General features: G+C 73.4%; 18 protein-coding genes. 11 read left to right on the plus strand and 7 right to left on the minus strand.

The window, feature by feature from the left end:
- Nucleotides 1–82: 82 nt before the first annotated feature.
- A complete protein-coding gene (locus ITX44_RS14150; protein ID WP_205357508.1) occupies nucleotides 83–1,198 on the plus strand; it encodes an alpha/beta hydrolase in 1,116 nt (371 codons plus the stop codon).
- A 54-nt stretch (nucleotides 1,199–1,252) separates the two neighbouring features.
- Nucleotides 1,253–2,629, plus strand: coding sequence for a hypothetical protein (locus ITX44_RS14155; RefSeq protein WP_205357509.1), 1,377 nt, complete (start codon nucleotides 1,253–1,255; stop codon nucleotides 2,627–2,629).
- 110 nt (nucleotides 2,630–2,739) lie between these two features.
- Here ITX44_RS14155 and ITX44_RS14160 read toward each other — a convergent pair whose 3' ends face one another.
- A complete protein-coding gene (locus tag ITX44_RS14160) occupies nucleotides 2,740–3,150 on the minus strand; it encodes a VOC family protein (protein WP_205357510.1) in 411 nt (136 codons plus the stop codon).
- 208 nt (nucleotides 3,151–3,358) lie between these two features.
- Here ITX44_RS14160 and abc-f point away from each other — a divergent pair, with 208 nt between their 5' ends.
- From abc-f to ITX44_RS14175, 3 genes are all read left to right on the plus strand, one after another.
- Nucleotides 3,359–4,957, plus strand: coding sequence for a ribosomal protection-like ABC-F family protein (gene abc-f, locus ITX44_RS14165; protein WP_205357511.1), 1,599 nt, complete (start codon nucleotides 3,359–3,361; stop codon nucleotides 4,955–4,957).
- 396 nt (nucleotides 4,958–5,353) lie between these two features.
- Nucleotides 5,354–5,575, plus strand: a complete 222-nt coding sequence (locus ITX44_RS14170) for a helix-turn-helix domain-containing protein (protein WP_177246478.1) — start codon at nucleotides 5,354–5,356, stop codon at nucleotides 5,573–5,575.
- A gap of 139 nt (nucleotides 5,576–5,714) precedes the next feature.
- On the plus strand, nucleotides 5,715–6,506 hold the full coding sequence (locus ITX44_RS14175; protein WP_205357512.1) for an enoyl-CoA hydratase/isomerase family protein: 792 nt from the start codon (nucleotides 5,715–5,717) through the stop codon (nucleotides 6,504–6,506).
- 216 nt (nucleotides 6,507–6,722) lie between these two features.
- On the opposite strand, the gene ITX44_RS14180 is transcribed toward ITX44_RS14175, so the two are convergent.
- Nucleotides 6,723–7,478, minus strand: a complete 756-nt coding sequence (locus ITX44_RS14180; RefSeq protein ID WP_265934218.1) for a nucleopolyhedrovirus P10 family protein — start codon at nucleotides 7,476–7,478, stop codon at nucleotides 6,723–6,725.
- 137 nt (nucleotides 7,479–7,615) lie between these two features.
- On the opposite strand from ITX44_RS14180, the gene ITX44_RS14185 reads away from it, so the two are divergent.
- The 5 genes from ITX44_RS14185 to amaP all read left to right on the plus strand — a co-directional run bounded on the left by ITX44_RS14185 (nucleotide 7,616) and on the right by amaP (nucleotide 10,161).
- Nucleotides 7,616–8,101, plus strand: a complete 486-nt coding sequence (locus ITX44_RS14185; RefSeq protein WP_205357513.1) for an Asp23/Gls24 family envelope stress response protein — start codon at nucleotides 7,616–7,618, stop codon at nucleotides 8,099–8,101.
- A gap of 78 nt (nucleotides 8,102–8,179) precedes the next feature.
- A complete protein-coding gene (locus tag ITX44_RS14190; RefSeq protein WP_205357514.1) occupies nucleotides 8,180–8,374 on the plus strand; it encodes a hypothetical protein in 195 nt (64 codons plus the stop codon).
- The gene (locus ITX44_RS14195; RefSeq protein WP_205357515.1) at nucleotides 8,374–8,757 is read left to right on the plus strand and encodes an Asp23/Gls24 family envelope stress response protein; all 384 of its coding nucleotides are present in this window, start codon (nucleotides 8,374–8,376) and stop codon (nucleotides 8,755–8,757) included. The genes ITX44_RS14190 and ITX44_RS14195 overlap by 1 nt, the downstream gene beginning before the upstream one ends.
- Nucleotides 8,754–9,485, plus strand: coding sequence for a DUF6286 domain-containing protein (locus ITX44_RS14200; RefSeq protein WP_205357516.1), 732 nt, complete (start codon nucleotides 8,754–8,756; stop codon nucleotides 9,483–9,485). The genes ITX44_RS14195 and ITX44_RS14200 overlap by 4 nt, the downstream gene beginning before the upstream one ends.
- Before the next feature lie 79 nt (nucleotides 9,486–9,564).
- A complete protein-coding gene (gene amaP / locus ITX44_RS14205; RefSeq protein WP_205357517.1) occupies nucleotides 9,565–10,161 on the plus strand; it encodes an alkaline shock response membrane anchor protein AmaP in 597 nt (198 codons plus the stop codon).
- 77 nt (nucleotides 10,162–10,238) lie between these two features.
- Here amaP and ITX44_RS14210 read toward each other — a convergent pair whose 3' ends face one another.
- From ITX44_RS14210 to ITX44_RS14230, 5 genes are all read right to left on the minus strand, one after another.
- The gene (locus tag ITX44_RS14210; RefSeq protein WP_205357518.1) at nucleotides 10,239–11,000 is read right to left on the minus strand and encodes an SDR family oxidoreductase; all 762 of its coding nucleotides are present in this window, start codon (nucleotides 10,998–11,000) and stop codon (nucleotides 10,239–10,241) included.
- 1 nt (nucleotide 11,001) lies between these two features.
- Nucleotides 11,002–12,792 (minus strand): glycoside hydrolase family 15 protein, encoded by a 1,791-nt coding sequence (locus tag ITX44_RS14215; protein ID WP_205357519.1) that lies wholly within the window; start codon nucleotides 12,790–12,792, stop codon nucleotides 11,002–11,004.
- 120 nt (nucleotides 12,793–12,912) lie between these two features.
- The gene (locus ITX44_RS14220) at nucleotides 12,913–13,767 is read right to left on the minus strand and encodes an SURF1 family cytochrome oxidase biogenesis protein (protein ID WP_205357520.1); all 855 of its coding nucleotides are present in this window, start codon (nucleotides 13,765–13,767) and stop codon (nucleotides 12,913–12,915) included.
- 111 nt (nucleotides 13,768–13,878) lie between these two features.
- Entirely contained in the window at nucleotides 13,879–14,130 is a 252-nt protein-coding gene (locus ITX44_RS14225; RefSeq protein WP_205357521.1) for a metallothionein, read from the minus strand.
- A gap of 185 nt (nucleotides 14,131–14,315) precedes the next feature.
- Nucleotides 14,316–15,314, minus strand: coding sequence for a DEDDh family exonuclease (locus ITX44_RS14230; protein ID WP_205357522.1), 999 nt, complete (start codon nucleotides 15,312–15,314; stop codon nucleotides 14,316–14,318).
- A 188-nt stretch (nucleotides 15,315–15,502) separates the two neighbouring features.
- Between ITX44_RS14230 and ITX44_RS14235 the strand changes: the two genes are divergently transcribed.
- On the plus strand, nucleotides 15,503–16,387 hold the full coding sequence (locus ITX44_RS14235) for a sterol desaturase family protein (protein ID WP_205357523.1): 885 nt from the start codon (nucleotides 15,503–15,505) through the stop codon (nucleotides 16,385–16,387).
- Nucleotides 16,388–16,411 lie beyond the last annotated feature (24 nt).

Below are 16,411 nucleotides of genomic sequence, written 5' to 3' on the forward strand. Positions count from 1 at the left end.
GGCCCGGAGGGCCCGCACCCCCGTTCCCCCAGGTGGACGCCCTCTCTGGCATCACGCGGGCGTCGGAGCCACACTGGAGGGCGTGCGACCTCGAGTTGCCGTGGCGGTGGCGGCCACGGCTTTGGTAGGTGCCGGCACGGCCGCGTTGGCGGCCGGCCGGTACGTGTCGGGGTTCGCTCTGAAGCCGTCGGTGGCCGGGCCGCAGCCCGAGGGGCTGATCGCGGTGCGGGAGGCCGGCAAGGACACAATCGTGCTGACGCGGACCGCCGCTTCGGCCCGGCACGGGGTGTACGGGCTGGTCGGGATCGACACCCATGCCACCGTCGGCGACGTGATCGAGCAGGAGCAGTATGCGGTGACGCGGCGGCTGACCCGGGTGCAGCGCGGCGAGATCGCGCCAGGCGGCTTCGTGCGGATGAGCGCGCAGGCGTACTGCGGGGACCCGGGCAGAGCCTTCGGCCTGGACTTCACGGACGTGGAGGTCCCGGGCGAGCTCGGCCCGCTGCCGGCCTGGTACCTGCCGGGGGCCCGCAGCACCTGGGTGATCAGCGTGCACGGCCTGGGCACCACCCGCGAACAAGCCCTCAACGTGGTGCCGGTGCTGCACCGCTTCCGCTTCCAGCACCTGGTGCTGGGCTACCGCAACGACCCGGGCGCACCGGCCTCCCCGGACGGGCTGGACCACCTCGGCGACACCGAATGGCACGACCTGGACGCGGCGATGCAGTACGCGGCCGACAACGGGGCCAAGCGGATCGTGCTCTACGGCTGGTCGACCGGCGCCACCATGGCGCTGTGGGCGCTGGACCGCTCCCCGGTACGGGGCAGGGTGGCCGGGCTGGTGCTGGACTCGCCGGTGCTGGACTGGCGCTCCACCGTCAAAGCGGCGGTGACCAGCCGGGGCCTGCCCTCCGCGCTGCGCCCGCTGGCGGTGCGCGCCGCCGAGGGCCGCGCGGGTCTCCAGGCCGCCCGCCAGACGGACGCGGCCGCACCGCCGGACCCGGTCAAGCCCACCTTGATCGTGCACGGTCCCGACGACACCTTCGCCTCGTGGGACGCCTCCCGGGCGCTGGCCGCGCGGCACCCGGACCGTACCGCCTTCCACGAGGTGCCGGGCGCCCCCCACGCGGCCATGTGGAACGCCGACCCGAAGGGGTACGAAGAGGCGCTGCGGCGCTTCCTCACGCCGCTCATGTGAGCGCGGTGGGGTGCGCGATTGGGATTCTGGCCGCAGAGCGGGGAGACTTCTCCAGTGACGTCCCGTAGCCCGCGAGACACTCCGCTCCGCCTCGTCCCCCGCAGGCCGCTGACCGCGGCCCGCCGGACCGCCACGACGCGCAGGTCCCGACCTCCGCGCCCGCCCGAGGGCACCCCCTCGGTCCCCGAACTCGCCCGCCTCGCCCGGGCCGAACTCGCCGACGCCGTACGGCTCGCGCACTGGGCGGGCACCGGCCCGGGCGCCGCGGGCACCACCGGGATACTTCCCGGGGCCGCGGTCGCCGAGGCGGCCGGGGCGCTGGCGATGACCGCCCGTCAGGTGCGGACCGAATGGGACCGGGCCCGGCTGGCCGGCCTGATCGAGCTGCACGGCGGCACCGCCCGGCCCGGCTGGCGGCTGCGCGCCTGGGACGACGACGACACCGCGGTGCTGCGCGGCTGGGTCGCCCTCTTCGACGCCTGGTCGCTGGCCCACCCCTTCCTGCCCGGCCCCCCGCCCGGCGGCGGCGCCGAGCCCGACCCGGCGCTGGTCGCCGAAGTGGTCGAGGCCGTACCGCAGTTGCTGTCCTTCCTGCATCTGTCGCAGGGGCCGGTGGCGCTGGACACCCTGCTGGACCTGCTGCGCCAGCGGGTGGCCGAGCTGCGTACCGAGCGGCACGAGCCGCCGGCTGACGGTGACCCGCTGCCCGGGCTGCTCGAATGGGCGCTGGAGGCGGGAGCCCTGGTGGGAGCGCTGCGGCCGCGCGAGGCGCGGCGGCCGGACGAGGTGACGCTGACCCCCCTGGGCAGTTGGGCGGTGTGGGTGAAGCTGGAGCAGATCTGCGTGGCGGCGCAGGGCCCGGCCGGCCACATGGAGCAGTCGGCGGCGACCATGCTGCGCGCCTGCGCCACGCTGTCGCCCAGTCAGGCCCGGGCCGAGTACCGGGCGTGGCTGGCGGCGCGGCCGGTGGGCCCGGCGGTGGCCGAATTGCTGGAGACCGCGCGCGGGGACGACGCGCTGCTGCGCGGGCTGGCCTTCGAGGCGCTGCGGGTGGTCGGCGACCCGGCCGAGGCCGCGGTGAGCGCGGTGGTCGACGAGCCGGTGCTGCGTCCGTACGCGGTGCTGTGGCTGGCCGAACTCGACGGCGACGACCCGGACGCCGCCACCGCGCTGCTGACCCGCGAGGAGGCCACCTGGCTGTGGATCGACACGGCCGCGGCCGTCGCCGACCACGGCGAGGACCACCTGCTGGTCAGCCACCTGGAGACCGCCGTGCAGGGCTCGGTGCCCGGGCTGCTGGAGGAGGTCAGGGGCGTGGGCCACCCGCGCACCGTGCAGGTGCTGGTGGCGCTGGCCGCCGCGCACCCGGACCCCGCGCTGGCCAAGGCGATGCGCCGCGCGGCCTTCCAGGTGCACACCGGCGAGGCGTAGCGCAAGGGGCGACTTCCGGCCGCACGTGACGCGCGTCACCGCTCAGCGGCGGGGCGCGCGCCGGCGGTCCGTACGGCCGTACCGGCTGCCGCCATGGTCGCCGTGACCGGTCAGGACGACACCGGTTCGGGTGCGTAGGTGCCAAAGGTCCACAGGTTGCCCTCGGCGTCGCGGGCGGCGTACTCCCGCGACCCGTAGTCCTGGTCGGTGAGCGGCATGACGATCTTCACCCCGAGGGCCGCCGCCCGGTCGTGGTGCGCGTCCACGTCGTCCACCACCACGTACACCTGCGTCGGGCCGAGCCCGCGCACGGCCCGGCCGTACTCGCTGTCCGGGCCCTCCTTGGCTGTGCCGAGCATCACCACCCCCGCCCCATGGGCGAGTTCGGCGTGCGCGACCGTGCCGTCCTCGTTCTCGTAACGTGCCAGCTCGGTGAAGCCGAACGCCTCCTTGAGCAGGGCGATCGCGCCCTTGGCGTCCTGGTAGCGCAGCGACGGGCAGACGATGGGCGGGCCGGCCATGGGTGCCGCCTCCTCGGTGGCGAGTCGGATCGTGCGTCCCGATACGTCAATTATGTGTGATACGCGCCACATCTGCCCGCTCGTGCCCGGTAAACCGCTTGCCGCCCCCCAGTAGACTCGTCGCATGGCAGTTCTCCTCCTTGATTAGCGGCGACGCACGACCTCGACGCCCCCCGACAGTCGTCCGTCCCGTCCTGGAGTTCTTTCCGTGATCACTGCCACCGGCATCGAGCTGCGCGCCGGCGCCCGCATCCTTCTCGAGTCCGCCTCCTTCCGCGTCGCCAAGGGCGACCGCATCGGTCTGGTCGGCCGCAACGGCGCCGGCAAGACCACCCTCACCAAGGTCCTGGCCGGTGAGGGGCTGCCCGCCGCCGGATCCGTGGCCAGCTCCGGCGAGGTCGGCTACCTGCCGCAGGACCCGCGCACCGGCGACCTGGACGTGCTCGCCAGCGACCGCGTCCTGTCCGCCCGCGGCCTGGACACGGTGCTGCGCAAAATGCGCGAGAACGAGCAGCGGATGGCCACCGGAAAGGGCGCCACCCGCGAGACCGCGATGAAGAAATACGCCCGCCTGGAGACGGAATTCCTCACCAAGGGCGGATACGCCGCCGAGGCCGAGGCCGCCACCATCGCCGCCGCGCTCGGCCTGCCCGACCGGGTCCTCGGCCAGCCGCTGCACACCCTCTCCGGCGGCCAGCGGCGCCGGGTGGAGCTGGCCCGGATTCTCTTCTCCGACGCCGACACGCTGCTGCTGGACGAGCCGACCAACCACCTGGACGCCGACTCCATCGCCTGGCTGCGCGACTACCTGAAGACGTACCGCGGCGGGTTCATCGTCATCTCGCACGACGTCAAACTCATCGACACCGTGGTCAACAAGGTGTTCTACCTGGACGCCAACCGGTCCCGGATCGATGTGTACAACATGGGCTGGAAGCTGTATCTCGAGCAGCGCGAGGCGGACGAGAAACGGCGCCGCCGCGAGCGGGCGAATGCCGAGAAGAAGGCCGCCGCGCTGAATTCGCAGGCCGACAAGATGCGTGCCAAGGCCACCAAGACCGTGGCCGCGCAGAACATGGCGCGCCGCGCGGAGAAGCTGCTGTCCGGGCTGGAGGACGCCCGGCAGGCCGACAAGGTGGCCCGGCTGCGCTTCCCCGAGCCCGCGCCTTGTGGCCGGACCCCGCTGATGGCCTCGGGCCTGTCCAAGTCCTACGGGTCCCTGGAGATCTTCAGCGGCGTCGACCTGGCCATCGACCGCGGCTCCCGGGTGGTCATCCTCGGCCTCAACGGCGCCGGCAAGACCACCCTGCTGCGGCTGCTGTCCGGCATCGAGAAGCCCGACACCGGCGAGGTCACCCCCGGCCACGGCCTCAAGCTGGGCTATTACGCCCAGGAGCACGAGACCCTGGACCCGCAGCGCACCGTGCTGGAGAACATGCGCTCCTCCGCGCCGGACACCGACCTGGCCGAGATCCGCAAGATCCTCGGCTCCTTCCTGTTCTCCGGCGACGACGTGGACAAGCCGGCCGGCGTGCTGTCCGGCGGCGAGAAGACCCGGCTGGCGCTGGCCACGCTCGTGGTCTCCAGCGCCAATGTGCTGCTGCTCGACGAGCCCACCAACAACCTCGATCCGGCCTCGCGCGAGGAGATCCTCGGCGCGCTGCACACCTTCACCGGCGCGGTCGTGCTCGTCACCCACGACGAGGGCGCGGTCGAGGCCCTCCAGCCCGAGCGGATCATCCTGCTGCCGGACGGCGTCGAGGACCTGTGGGGCCAGGAGTACGCGGACCTGGTGGCCCTGGCATGAGCGGGGCCTGACCGCCGCTGACCGTGTGCGGGGCCCGCGGCCGGGCTCCGCACGCATGCCGAATCGATCATTCGGCCCATCCTTGATCCTTCATCTGCGTGAGTCCGGCTGGTACCGGGGCGGTGGACCGCGTCCGGTCCGCCGCCGCGCCGACGATCAGCCCCGTGACCACGGCAAACCCCTTACCAACCACGGCTGACCTGCAAATATTCCCCGAAGCCCGAACCGGGTACGGAATTGCCGGGCCGGAAAACCGCCCGCCCGGCCCTTGCGCGGGCTCCATCTCGGCATTCACGGTGCGAATGTCCCCTGACGGACCTTGTCGAATGGGTGGCCAGGACGGCACTTAGGGGTGATCATGAGAGTCCATAGCGCACTTCCCTTGAGGAGGCACGGGTGGCCGAGACTCTGAAGAAGGGCAGCCGGGTGACCGGCGCCGCGCGCGAGAAGCTCGCGGCAGACCTGAAGAAGAAGTACGACTCCGGTGCGAGCATCCGGGCGCTGGCCGAGGAGACCGGCCGCTCGTACGGGTTCGTGCACCGGATGCTCAGCGAGTCCGGTGTGACCCTGCGTGGTCGCGGCGGTGCCACACGGGGCAAGAAGGCCACCGCGGCCTGACCCCCGCGGGCTGGGCGGCGTATCCGACCCGGCAGCTGCGCCCCGGCGGGTCCGGACCCGTCCGTACCCGGGGGCACGCCGTGGCCCATGGCTGGTTACTCTTCGGTAGTCCTGTCCGTGGTCCGCTCGGAGGCGCTCGATGCCCAAAGACAACACGTTGCTCGATCGTGACGGAGTACGGCTCACCGTCGACGACACCGTCGCGAACGTCACCCTGACCAACCCGGCCAAGCGCAACGCGCAGTCGTTCGCACTGTGGCGGGCCCTCGCCGAGGCCGGTCGGCTGTTGCCCGGGCAGGTACGGGTCGTGGTGCTGCGCGGTGAAGGGCTGTCCTTCTCCGCGGGGCTCGACCGGCAGGCGTTCACGCCCGAGGGCTTCGACGGGGAGCCGTCGTTCCTGGATCTCGCGCGGTATCCGGAGCAGGAACTCGACTCGGTCATCGCGCGGTACCAGGAGGCGTTCACCTGGTGGCGGCGCACCGACGTGATCACGGTCGCCGCCGTCCAGGGGCATGCGATCGGCGCCGGTTTCCAGTTGGCCCTCGCCTGCGATCTGCGGGTCTGCGCCGACGACGTGCAGTTCGCCATGCGCGAGACCAGCCTGGGCCTGGTGCCGGACCTGACCGGCACCAAGTCGCTGGTGGACCTGGTCGGCTACGCCCGCGCGCTGGAGATCTGCGTGACCGGCCGTTTCGTGCGCGCCGCGGAAGCCGAACGGATCGGCCTGGCCACGGTGGTCGTACCCGCCGCCGAACTCGACGCCACCGTCAAGGACCTGGTGGCCGGCCTCCTCACGGCTCCCCGCGCCGCTGTCAACGAGACGAAGGCCCTCCTCCTTTCCGCCCGCCACAACACCCCCGCCGAACAGCACGCCGCCGAACGCGAGGCCCAGGGCCGCCGCCTGCGCGATCTGGCGGGCCTGGGGGAGTAGCGGGCCCGCCCGCCGGCGAGAGCGCCCCGCAGGGGCGCGGGGCTGTTGTTGATATGCGGCTGGCGCCGCGTGGGCGCGATCAGCCACTCACCGGCCGGTGGTCCGGACACGACAGCAATTGCCCCTTTGGGGCGGTGACGACCCGCGCCACGGATGTGGCTGAGCGCGCAGTTCCCCGCGCCCCTGACTGCTCCCGGCGAACCGCGCAGCGGTGGGTCACCCGACATCCGTGACCAGCACCGCTACCGTGACGGGGCCAGGGGCACCCGCGGTGGTGACCGCGGTGGCGACCTGGCGGGCGACTTGGAGGGGGACCAGGCCGGGGGCGACGGCGATCTGGATCTGGACGCGGCGGCCGGGGTGGCGGTCGTCGGCGGTGGCGTCGAGGACGCGCAGACCGGAGCCGAAGCCGGCGAGGGCCGCGGTCAGGCCCACCACGCCGGGCACGGCGAGGGCCGCCACCTCCAGTGGGCCGCCGGGGTCGCCGCCGGAGACCGCGGGCCCGGCCGCGACGGGGGCGTCGGCGGGCGGGGCCGGCTGCGGCCCGTCGAGCAGGCCGGTCACCCGCAGGTCCACCGCGGTGACGGCGAGCCCGAGCAGATCGGTCGCCGCCGACCACAGCGCGGACCGCAGCCGTTCGGCGACGGCGGGCAGTGGCTCGTCGATGCCGGCCTCGAAGGCCGCCGAGATCCGGACCGGTACGTGCGGCAGGGCCCCGGCGGGTGCGCCGGGAGCGGGCGCGGCCAGGGGCGTGTCGGGCGACGGCATGTCGAGCGCCGCGTCCACCGCGCCCAGCCGTATCCCCGGCAGCCCCGCACAGGCCCGGCGCAGCACCCGTACCGCCGCGTTCTCGGTGATCCATGACGTGTCGTCGGCGCCCCCCAGGGGAAGGAGGCGGCCGAGGGCCACCTGCTCGCGCACCGCACGGGTCAACGGGTCCGCCGACGCGGCGGAAGTCGCGGGAGATGGCATGGTCACGGATATCGCCTCCACTGGCCGGTCACCCGATCGGCGGCCGGGGTCATCCACTGGCCGCATCCCCGCGGCGGGGCGCGGCACGCGGACCTAGTGTGGAACATGGATCAGTCCATACGGAGGGACGACTCGCAATGACCGAGACCGCGCAGTACAACCGGCCGGAACCGGACGGCTCGTCCGAGGGCAGAACCCTGGAGAAGGGCGCGGGGCGCAGGGCGCTCGGCGATCCGGGCTCGCGGGGCCGCACCACCATCGCCGACGGCGTGGTCGAGAAGATCGCCGGGCTCGCGGCGCGCGACGTGGTGGGCGTGCACGCCATGGGCACCGGACTGGCCCGTACCTTCGGCGCGGTCCGCGACCGGGTGCCGGGCGGCGGCCGGTCGGTCACCCGGGGCGTCAAGGCCGAGGTCGGCGAGGTGCAGACCGCCCTCGACCTGGACATCGTGGTGGACTACGGCGTCTCGATCGTCGAGGTCGCCCGCGCGGTACGGGAGAACGTGGTCGCCGCCGTCGAGCGGATGACCGGTCTGGAGGTCGTCGAGGTCAACGTCGCCGTCGACGATGTCAAACTGCCGGACGAACCCGATGAGGAAGAGCGTGAGCAAAGGGTTCAGTAGCGGGTCCAACACACGTGCGGACAGTCGACGAGCGGACGGCCGCGCCGGTGCGGACGGTTAGGGGACGGAGTGCGCGGAATGAGTATGGCGGTGATCGGCCTGGTCGTCGGGATGGCGCTGGGCTTCGCCGGATATTTCGGTGGGTTCGGGGCGTTCCTGCTGGTGGCGGCGCTGGGAGCGGTCGGTTTCGTGGCGGGCAAGTTCATCGATGGTGATCTCGAACCGGGGGAGTTCTTCCGTTCCCGGGACCGCGACCGTGACCGGCGCCGTTGATGGCGGCAGCCGTCCCCGCGCAGTTGCCCGCCGCCGACCGGGGCAGCCTGCGCATCGCGGACCGGGTGGTCGCGAAGATCGCCGCTCAGGCGGCCGGTGAGGTGCTGTCGGACGTGCCGGGCGCGGACCTGGTGCCCCGCGGCACCACGCCGCACGCTTCGGTTTCGGTGCGCAAGAGCGGTACCCGGGACGCGGCGCGGCTGCGGCTGACCCTCGAACTGGGGTATCCGGCCGACATCGGCGCCGTCTGCGGCTCGGTGCGGCGTCATGTGACGGACAAGGTCGCGGCGTTGACGGGCATGGACGTGCCCGAGGTGGCCGTGGAGGTCGAACGGCTGCACTCGGCGGCGGCCCGCCGCCGGGACGAGGGGAGGGTGGAGTGAGCGACGAGGAGCCCCCGGCGCCCTCCGGGGACGGACCGGAATCCGGCCCCGGAGGCGGCGAGGACGGTGGGGAGAGCGGTCGGGAACAGGCCGCCGGCCCCGGCAAGGTCAGCATCGAGAAGCGCCCCGAACCCGAGCGCATCCCTCCGTACGCGGTGAGCTCCGACGAGCCCGGGCAGGTGAAGGCGCGCCGGTTCTGGTCCGGCCGCCGGGTGCCGGCCGCGATCACCGCTGCCGCCGCCCTGGCGCTGTCCGGCCTGTTCCTGTACGACATCGCGTCGGTGCGCGCCGACCGCAAGGCCATGCAGTGGCGGGTCCGGCTCGCCGACGAACTCGCCACCCGGCACCTGGGCAACGTGTGGATCATCGTCGGCGCCTCGGTGGCCGCCGCGCTCGGCCTGTGGCTGCTCGTGCTGGCGCTCACCCCCGGCGAGCGCGGACTGCTGCCGATGGTCCGGCGCGGCCCGACCACGGTGCGCGCCGGACTGGACCGGCGGGCCGCCGAACTCGTGCTGCGCGACCGGGCGATGGAGGTCGCCGGCATCCGCTGGGCCCGGGTCGTGGTCGGCCGCCGCCGGATCACCGCCCGGGCCGCGTCGCACTTCCGCGACCTGGAGGACGTACGCCGGGACCTGACCGCGGCGCTCGGCGACGCGGTCCGGCAGCTCGGGCTGGCCCGGCCGCCGGACCTGACCGTGCGCGTGCACCGGGCCGAGAAGAAGGCGTAGGCGCGGACGGCATGAGGGCGAGGGACGAAGGCGTCGTGAGGACGCGGGGCGAGGAAGAACCGGAAGAAGGGGTGAGGGCGTGCGGACCGTCGTCAACCGGGTGCTGCTGGGCCTGACCGGCCTGGTGCTGCTGGTGCTCGGGCTGTCGGTGCTGGTGGGCAGTCTGAACCTGCAGCAGCACTGGGACTTCACGCTGCCGCACTGGTGGCCGTACATGAACTCCCGGGACGTGCTGCTCACCAAGCACGACCGCACCCGCTACCGCTCCCACGACTGGTGGTGGCCCTCGGTGATCGCGGCTCTGGCCATCCTGGTGCTGGGCTCGCTGTGGTGGCTGCTCGCCCAGCTCCGCACGAAGCGGCTGCGCCAGATCCGGGTGGACAGCGGCGACGGCCAGGGCGCGCTGCTGCGCGGCCGGGCCCTGGAGAGCGTGCTGACCTCCGAGTCGGAGGCGTTCGAGGGCGTGGAGTGGGCCAACACCGCCCTGGTCGGCAAGCGCGGCACCCCGCAGGCCCGGCTGGTGCTGGGCCTGGCCCCGCACGCCACCCCCGACGAGGTGCTGGCCAACCTCGACACCTCGGGCCTGGCCCGCGCCCGCACCTCCGCCGGCCTGGACGCCCTGCCCGCCGAGGCCCGCCTGCGCCCGGTCCGGCACAAGCCGTCCCGCGTGACCTGACCGGGTGACCTGACCCGCGTGAGCCGACCCGGGTGAGCCCGGCGGCCCACCCGGGCGATACGTCGAAGGGCGCCCGGTCAGAGCGACAGCTGCGCGCCCCCGTCCACCGGCAGCAAGGTGCCCGTGAGATAACTCGCGGCCGGAGACAGAAGAAACGCGGCCACCCGGCCGAACTCCTCCGGGGTGCCGTAACGGCGCAGCGGGATACGGGCGCCGGCCCGCTCCCGGGCGAGCGCCGGGTCGCCGCCGAGCGCGTCCAGCTCCCGTACCCGGTCGGTGTCTATGCGCGAGGGCAGCAGGGCCACCACCCGTATCCCGCGCGGGCCGAGTTCGGCCGTCAGGGTCTTGGCGAAGCCGGCCAGCCCCGGCCGCAGGCCGTTGGAGACGGCCAGGCCCGGTATCGGCTCGTGCACGGAGGCGGAGAGCACCAGGCCGATGGTGCCGCCCTCGCCGAGCGCGCCGGCCGCCGCGCGGGCCAGCCGTACCGCGCCGAGGAACACCGACTCGAACGCCCCGGTCCACTGCTCGTCGGTGATGTCGGTGGCCGGACCCGCGGGCGGCCCGCCCACGCTGATCAGCACACCGTCCACCCGGCCGAAGGCACCGCGGGCCGCGTCGAGCAGCCGGGCGGGCGCGGCCGGGTCGGCCTGGTCCGCGACGACCCCCACCGCCCGGCCGGGTCCGCCCAGTTCGCGCGCCGCCGCCTCGACGGACGCCTGCGTGCGGCCGGAGATCACCAGCCGCGCGCCCTCGGCCGCCAGTTCGCGCGCGGCGGCGAACCCGAGCCCGCGGCTCGCGCCCGTGACGATGTACACCCGGTCCGTCAGCCCGAGATCCACTTCAGTGCAGCCTTCCGCTCTGCTTGCCCGACAGGGTCAGTGCCGTGTTGACCAGCCCGATGTGGCTGAACGCCTGCGGGAAGTTGCCCAGTTGCCGCCCGGCGTCCGGGTCCCACTCCTCCGACAGCAGCCCGACGTCGTTGCGCAGCCCGAGCAGCTTCTCGAACAGCTCGCGCGCCTCGTCCTCCTGCCCGCTGGTGTGCAGCGCCTCCGCCAGCCAGAACGAGCAGGCCAGGAAGGCGCCTTCGCTGCCGGTCAGGCCGTCCACGCCGCCCGAGTCCGGACTGTAGCGGCGTACGAAGCCGCCGTGGTCCAGTTCGCGCCGCACCGCCGCCACCGTGCCCAGCACCCGCCGGTCGGTGGGCGGCAGGAAACCGGTCTGCGGTATCAGCAGGGTGGCCGCGTCCAGTTCCCGGGAGCCGTAGTACTGGGTGAAGGTGTTGCGGACCGGGTCGTAGCCCTTCTCGCACACCTCGGCGTGCACCTGCGCCCGCATGGACCGCCAGCGGGCCAGGTCGCCGCGCAGCGCCGGGTTGCCCTCCAGGGTGCGCACCGCGCGGTCGGCGGCCACCCACGCCATCACCTTGGAGTGCACGAAGTGCCGGCGCGGGCCGCGGACCTCCCACAGGCCCTCGTCGGGCTCGCGCCACTTGGTCTCCAGGAAGTCCATCAGCGCCCGTTGCAGGTTCCAGGCGTGCGCCTTGTCGTCCATGCCCCGCTGCCGGGCCAGGAACAGCGAGTCCAGCACCTCGCCGTACACGTCGAGCTGGAGCTGCCCGGCCGCCGCGTTGCCGACCCGGACCGGCGTCGAGCCCTCGTACCCGCCCAGCCACGGCACCTCGTACTCGGGCAGCCGCCGCTCGCCCGCGATGCCGTACATGATCTGCAGGTCGGCCGGGTCGCCGGCCACCGCGCGCAGCAGCCAGTCCCGCCAGGACCGCGCCTCGTCCAGGTAGCCGCCGGCCAGCAGCGCGTTCAGCGTCAGGGCCGCGTCGCGCAGCCAGCAGAAGCGGTAGTCCCAGTTGCGCACCCCGCCGATCTCCTCGGGCAGCGAGGTGGTCGCGGCGGCCACGATCCCGCCGCTCGGGGCGTACGTCAGCGCCTTGAGGGTGATCAGCGAACGCAGCACCTGCGCCCGCCACGGGCCCTCGTACCGGCACTGCGCCGACCAGTCCGTCCAGTCCTGGATGCTCTGCTCCAGGGCCTGGTACGGCTCCACGAGGCGGGGCGTCCGCTCGTGCGAGGGGTGCCAGGTGAGCACGAAGGCCACCTGCTCGCCCGCGGTGACCGTGAAGTCCGCGTACGTGCGCATGTCGCGGCCGGCCATCGGCACCGGCGGCTCGCTGCGCAGCCACACCGAGTCCGGCCCGGCGATCGCCACCCGGTGGTGGTCGGTGCGCCGCATCCACGGCACCACCGCGCCGTAGTCGAAGCGCAGCGCCAGCTCTCCGTGCATTGCGACCTCGCCGGACAGGCCCTCCACGATCCGGATCACGTCCGGCGCCTTGTCCCGCTGCGGCATGAAGTCGGTGACCTTCACCGCGCCGGTGGGCGTCTCCCAGAAGGTGTCCAGCACCAGGGTGTCGCCGCGGTACGAGCGGCGCGTGCACGGGCCGCCGTCCCGCGGGGCCAGCTTCCAGTAACCGTTGTCCGCGTCGCCGATCAGCGCGGCGAAGCAGGCCGCGGAGTCGAAGCGAGGCAGGCACAGCCAGTCGATGGAGCCGTCCCGGCCCACCAGCGCGGCGGTCTGCAGGTCACCGATGAGCGCGTAGTCCTCGATCCGTCCTGCCACTGTTCCGGCCCCGCCGCCTTTCCCGTCGTCCTGTCGCTGTCCGGTCCAGAGGCTGGTCACCCCGGCCGGTGGTCACATACGCGCAGTCGCATACCCGCTGTGGTCAGATACCCGACGCGGTCACGTACCCGCCGCGGCCGGGACGCTGTCCTCGGGTTCGCGCGGCGCCTCCTCGGCGGCCTTCTTGGCCCGGGCGGCGAGGATGTCGGCGCGTTCGCGGCGCAGCAGCACCACCCAGCCGACCGGCACCATCGCGGAGAACAGCCACCACTGGATGGCGTACGCCAGGTGCGGGCCGATGCTGCTGTGGTCGGGCTCGGGGATCAGCGCGGGCGAGGTCGGGGTGCGGCCGGCGGCCGAGACCATCTCCAGGTAGCCGCCGAGCAGCGGGTCGGGCACCTGCTTGGCCAGCATGGTGCTGTTGATCAGCATGATCTGACGCGGCGGCAGGCCCTTGACGTTGCGGATGCCGGTTTCGGAACTGGTCTCGTCCGGCCGCAGCCGCCCGATCACCGTGATCTCGCCGGACGGCGGGGCTGGGATCTTCGGGAGCGCGTACGGGTTGTCGCCGCCGTCGATCCAGCCGCGGTTGACCAGGATCGCCCGGCCGTCGTCCAGGACGAACGGGGTGATCACGTGGTAGCCGACCTGCTGGCCGCCGGAGCCGTCCTGGTCGTCGCTGCTGACCGCGCCCGCGGTCCGGTGCCGGGCGACGACCTCGTGCGCGGTGTCGAAGTGACCGCGCGCGCTCACCGCCTTGTACAGGTCCTTGTGCGGCACGCTGTAGCCGGGGTGGGTCACGGTCTCCACGGGGACCGGGGGAGCCTTCAGGGCCGCGGCGATGATCTTGTTGTTCGCCACCCTGTGCTCATGGCGGTGCAGCTGCCAGAAGCCCAGCCTGATCATCACAGGGATCATCACCAGGCCGAGCAGGGTGAGGATCACCCACTGGCGGGACAACAGGAAGCGGTACACCCCACGACGGTACATCTCGGTCCCGCGGCGCCCGCGGGCAGGGGCCCGGGACACGGGTGACCAGGGCGACCCGCGGGGTTCGACGGGTCCGCGGGGTCCGCGGGCCGGACCTCAGACCGAGGTGGGGGACCCGGTGTGGTCCACGATGCCGGTGCCGCCCTCGGCACGCGCGCAGTGGCCGCCGCAGTACCAGCGGCCGTCCACCTCCACCCCGTGGCCGATGATCTGCACCCGGCAGTGCTCGCAGATCGGCGCCAGGCGGTGGACCGCGCACTCGAAGCAGTCGAAGACGTGCACCACGCCCTGCGTGTGCACCTCGAAGCTCATGTCGTAGTTGTTCCCGCACACTTCGCATCTGGCCATGCCGCCAGGCTGCGGTCCCGGCCCGCTCCCGGCAACCCGGGGCCGGGCGCGTCGCCCGCACGCCACCTGATCGGCCGCACCGCCCCGGCCGCGGCGTCCGCGTACGGGTCCGCGCACGGGTTCGCGCCCGGCCAGGGCGTACGGGCGTACCGCCCGCGTCCGGCCCCGTCGTACGGTCGCGTGCCTCAGCCGTGCACGCCCTGCGCCGGGACGACGGCCTTGAGGAGCTCGGTGAACGCCCGCTCGTCGATGACCGGGGTGCCGACCTGCCGGGCCCGGACCGCCTTGGTGGTCGGGCCGCCGGGGTCGTTGGTGACCAGCAGCGAGGTGAGCCGGCTGACGGAGGTGGCGACGTGCAGGCCCGCCTCGGTGGCCCGGTCCTCCAGCAGCTCGCGGTCGATGCCGGTGTCCCCGGTGAACGCCACCCGCATGCCCTGGACCAGCGGCCCGCCCGGGGCGAGCCGGCCCGGGTTGGGGTACGGGCACGGCGGGCGGCGGCGGGCGGGCCGCCAGCCGGAGCGCGGCCCGGGACCGTACAGCCGGCCCGGGCGCGCGGCCGGGGCGTCGGACCACTCGGTGACCGGAAGGCAGGGGTGCAGCGGCAACGGCAGTTCGGCTTCCGCCGCCAGGTGCAGGCTGGGCCGGAAGCTCTCGGCGAGCACCCGGGCGTCGTCCAGCGCGTGGTGGGCCCGGCGCTGCACCACCCCGTAGTGCGCGGCCAGCGTCTCCAGCTTGTGGTTGGCCAGCGGCAGGCCGAGGGCCTTGGTCAGCACGATGGTGCACAGCCGGTGCTGCACCGCGGCCGTGGTGCCGGCCCGGGCGAACTCGCGGGCCAGCATGGACCAGTCGAAGACCGCGTTGTGCGCCACCAGGACGCGGCCGGCCAGGCGGTCGGCCAGTTCGGCGGCGATCTCCGGGAAGAGCGGGGCGTCGGCGAGCATCGTCCCGGTCAGGCCGTGGATCCACACCGGGCCGGGGTCGCGCTGCGGGTTGACCGGCGAGTACCAGTGGTCCTGGACCTCCCCGCGGGCATCGAGCCGGTAGACCGCGGCGGACACGATTCTGTCGTCCCTGCCGAGGCCGGTGGTCTCCACGTCGACCACCGCGTAGCCCTCGGGGTAGCCCACGGGCCACGGAGTCGGCGGGGCGGCCCCCAGCGGGTTCGCGGTCAGGTTGTCCGGCATGGTCACCGAATATAGGGGTCCTCGCCGACAGCCGTGCGCCGGCCCGGAGTTCCTACCGCCCGGCGAACCGTTCCTGCCGGGAGCCGGGCCCGGAACCCGGCCCCTGCGGGGCGGCGTATTCACGCCAATCCCGTACCGACCGGTAACAAGCCCTGGCCACCCCGCCGTACCGCTCCTATGGTGCGGACATGCCACACCTGCCCAATGCCGTGCTGTGGTCGATACCGGCCTTCGTGCTGCTCACCGTCGTGGAGATGGTGAGCTACCGGATCCATCCCGACGAGGACGCCGCCGGGTACACCGGCAAGGACACCGCGACGAGCCTGTCCATGGGATTCGGCAGCCTGTTCACCGACGCGCTGTGGAAGATCCCGGTGGTGGCCGTCTACTCCGCGCTGTACGCGGTCACTCCGCTGCGGGTGCCGGTGCACTGGTGGACGGTGGCGCTGATGCTGCTCGCCCAGGACTTCCTGTACTACTGGTCGCACCGCGGCCATCACGTGATCCGGATCCTGTGGGCCTGCCACGTGGTGCACCACTCCAGCCGCAACTTCAATCTCTCCACGGCGCTGCGGCAGCCCTGGACCAGCCTGACCTCCTGGCCGTTCTTCCTGCCGATGGTGGCGCTCGGCGTCCACCCGGCGGCGCTGGCCTTCTGCTCCTCGGTGAACCTCGTCTACCAGTTCTGGATCCACACCGAGCGGATCGGCACCCTGCCCCGGCCGGTGGAGTTCGTCCTCAACACCCCCTCCCACCACCGGGTCCACCACGCCTCCCAGGGCGGCTACCTGGACCGCAATTTCGGCGGCATCCTCATCCTCTGGGACCGGGCGTTCGGCAGCTTCACCCCGGAGACCAGGCGGCCGGTCTACGGGCTGACCAAGAACATCGGCACCTTCAACCCGCTGCGGGTGGCCACCCACGAGTACGCCGCGATCGCCCGCGACCTGGCCGCCGCCCGCTCCTGGCCGGACCGGGTGCGCCACCTCGTGCTGGGCCCCGGCTGGCGCCCCGCCCCCGAAGCCGTGACCGGCCCCGAGGGGGAGCGCCCGCCGGCGGTGCTCAGCGGGTGAGGGCCGCGCTCAGCACATCGGCCA

This window comes from Actinacidiphila acididurans (assembly GCF_016918855.1).
In the GTDB taxonomy this organism is placed as follows: domain Bacteria; phylum Actinomycetota; class Actinomycetes; order Streptomycetales; family Streptomycetaceae; genus Actinacidiphila; species Actinacidiphila acididurans.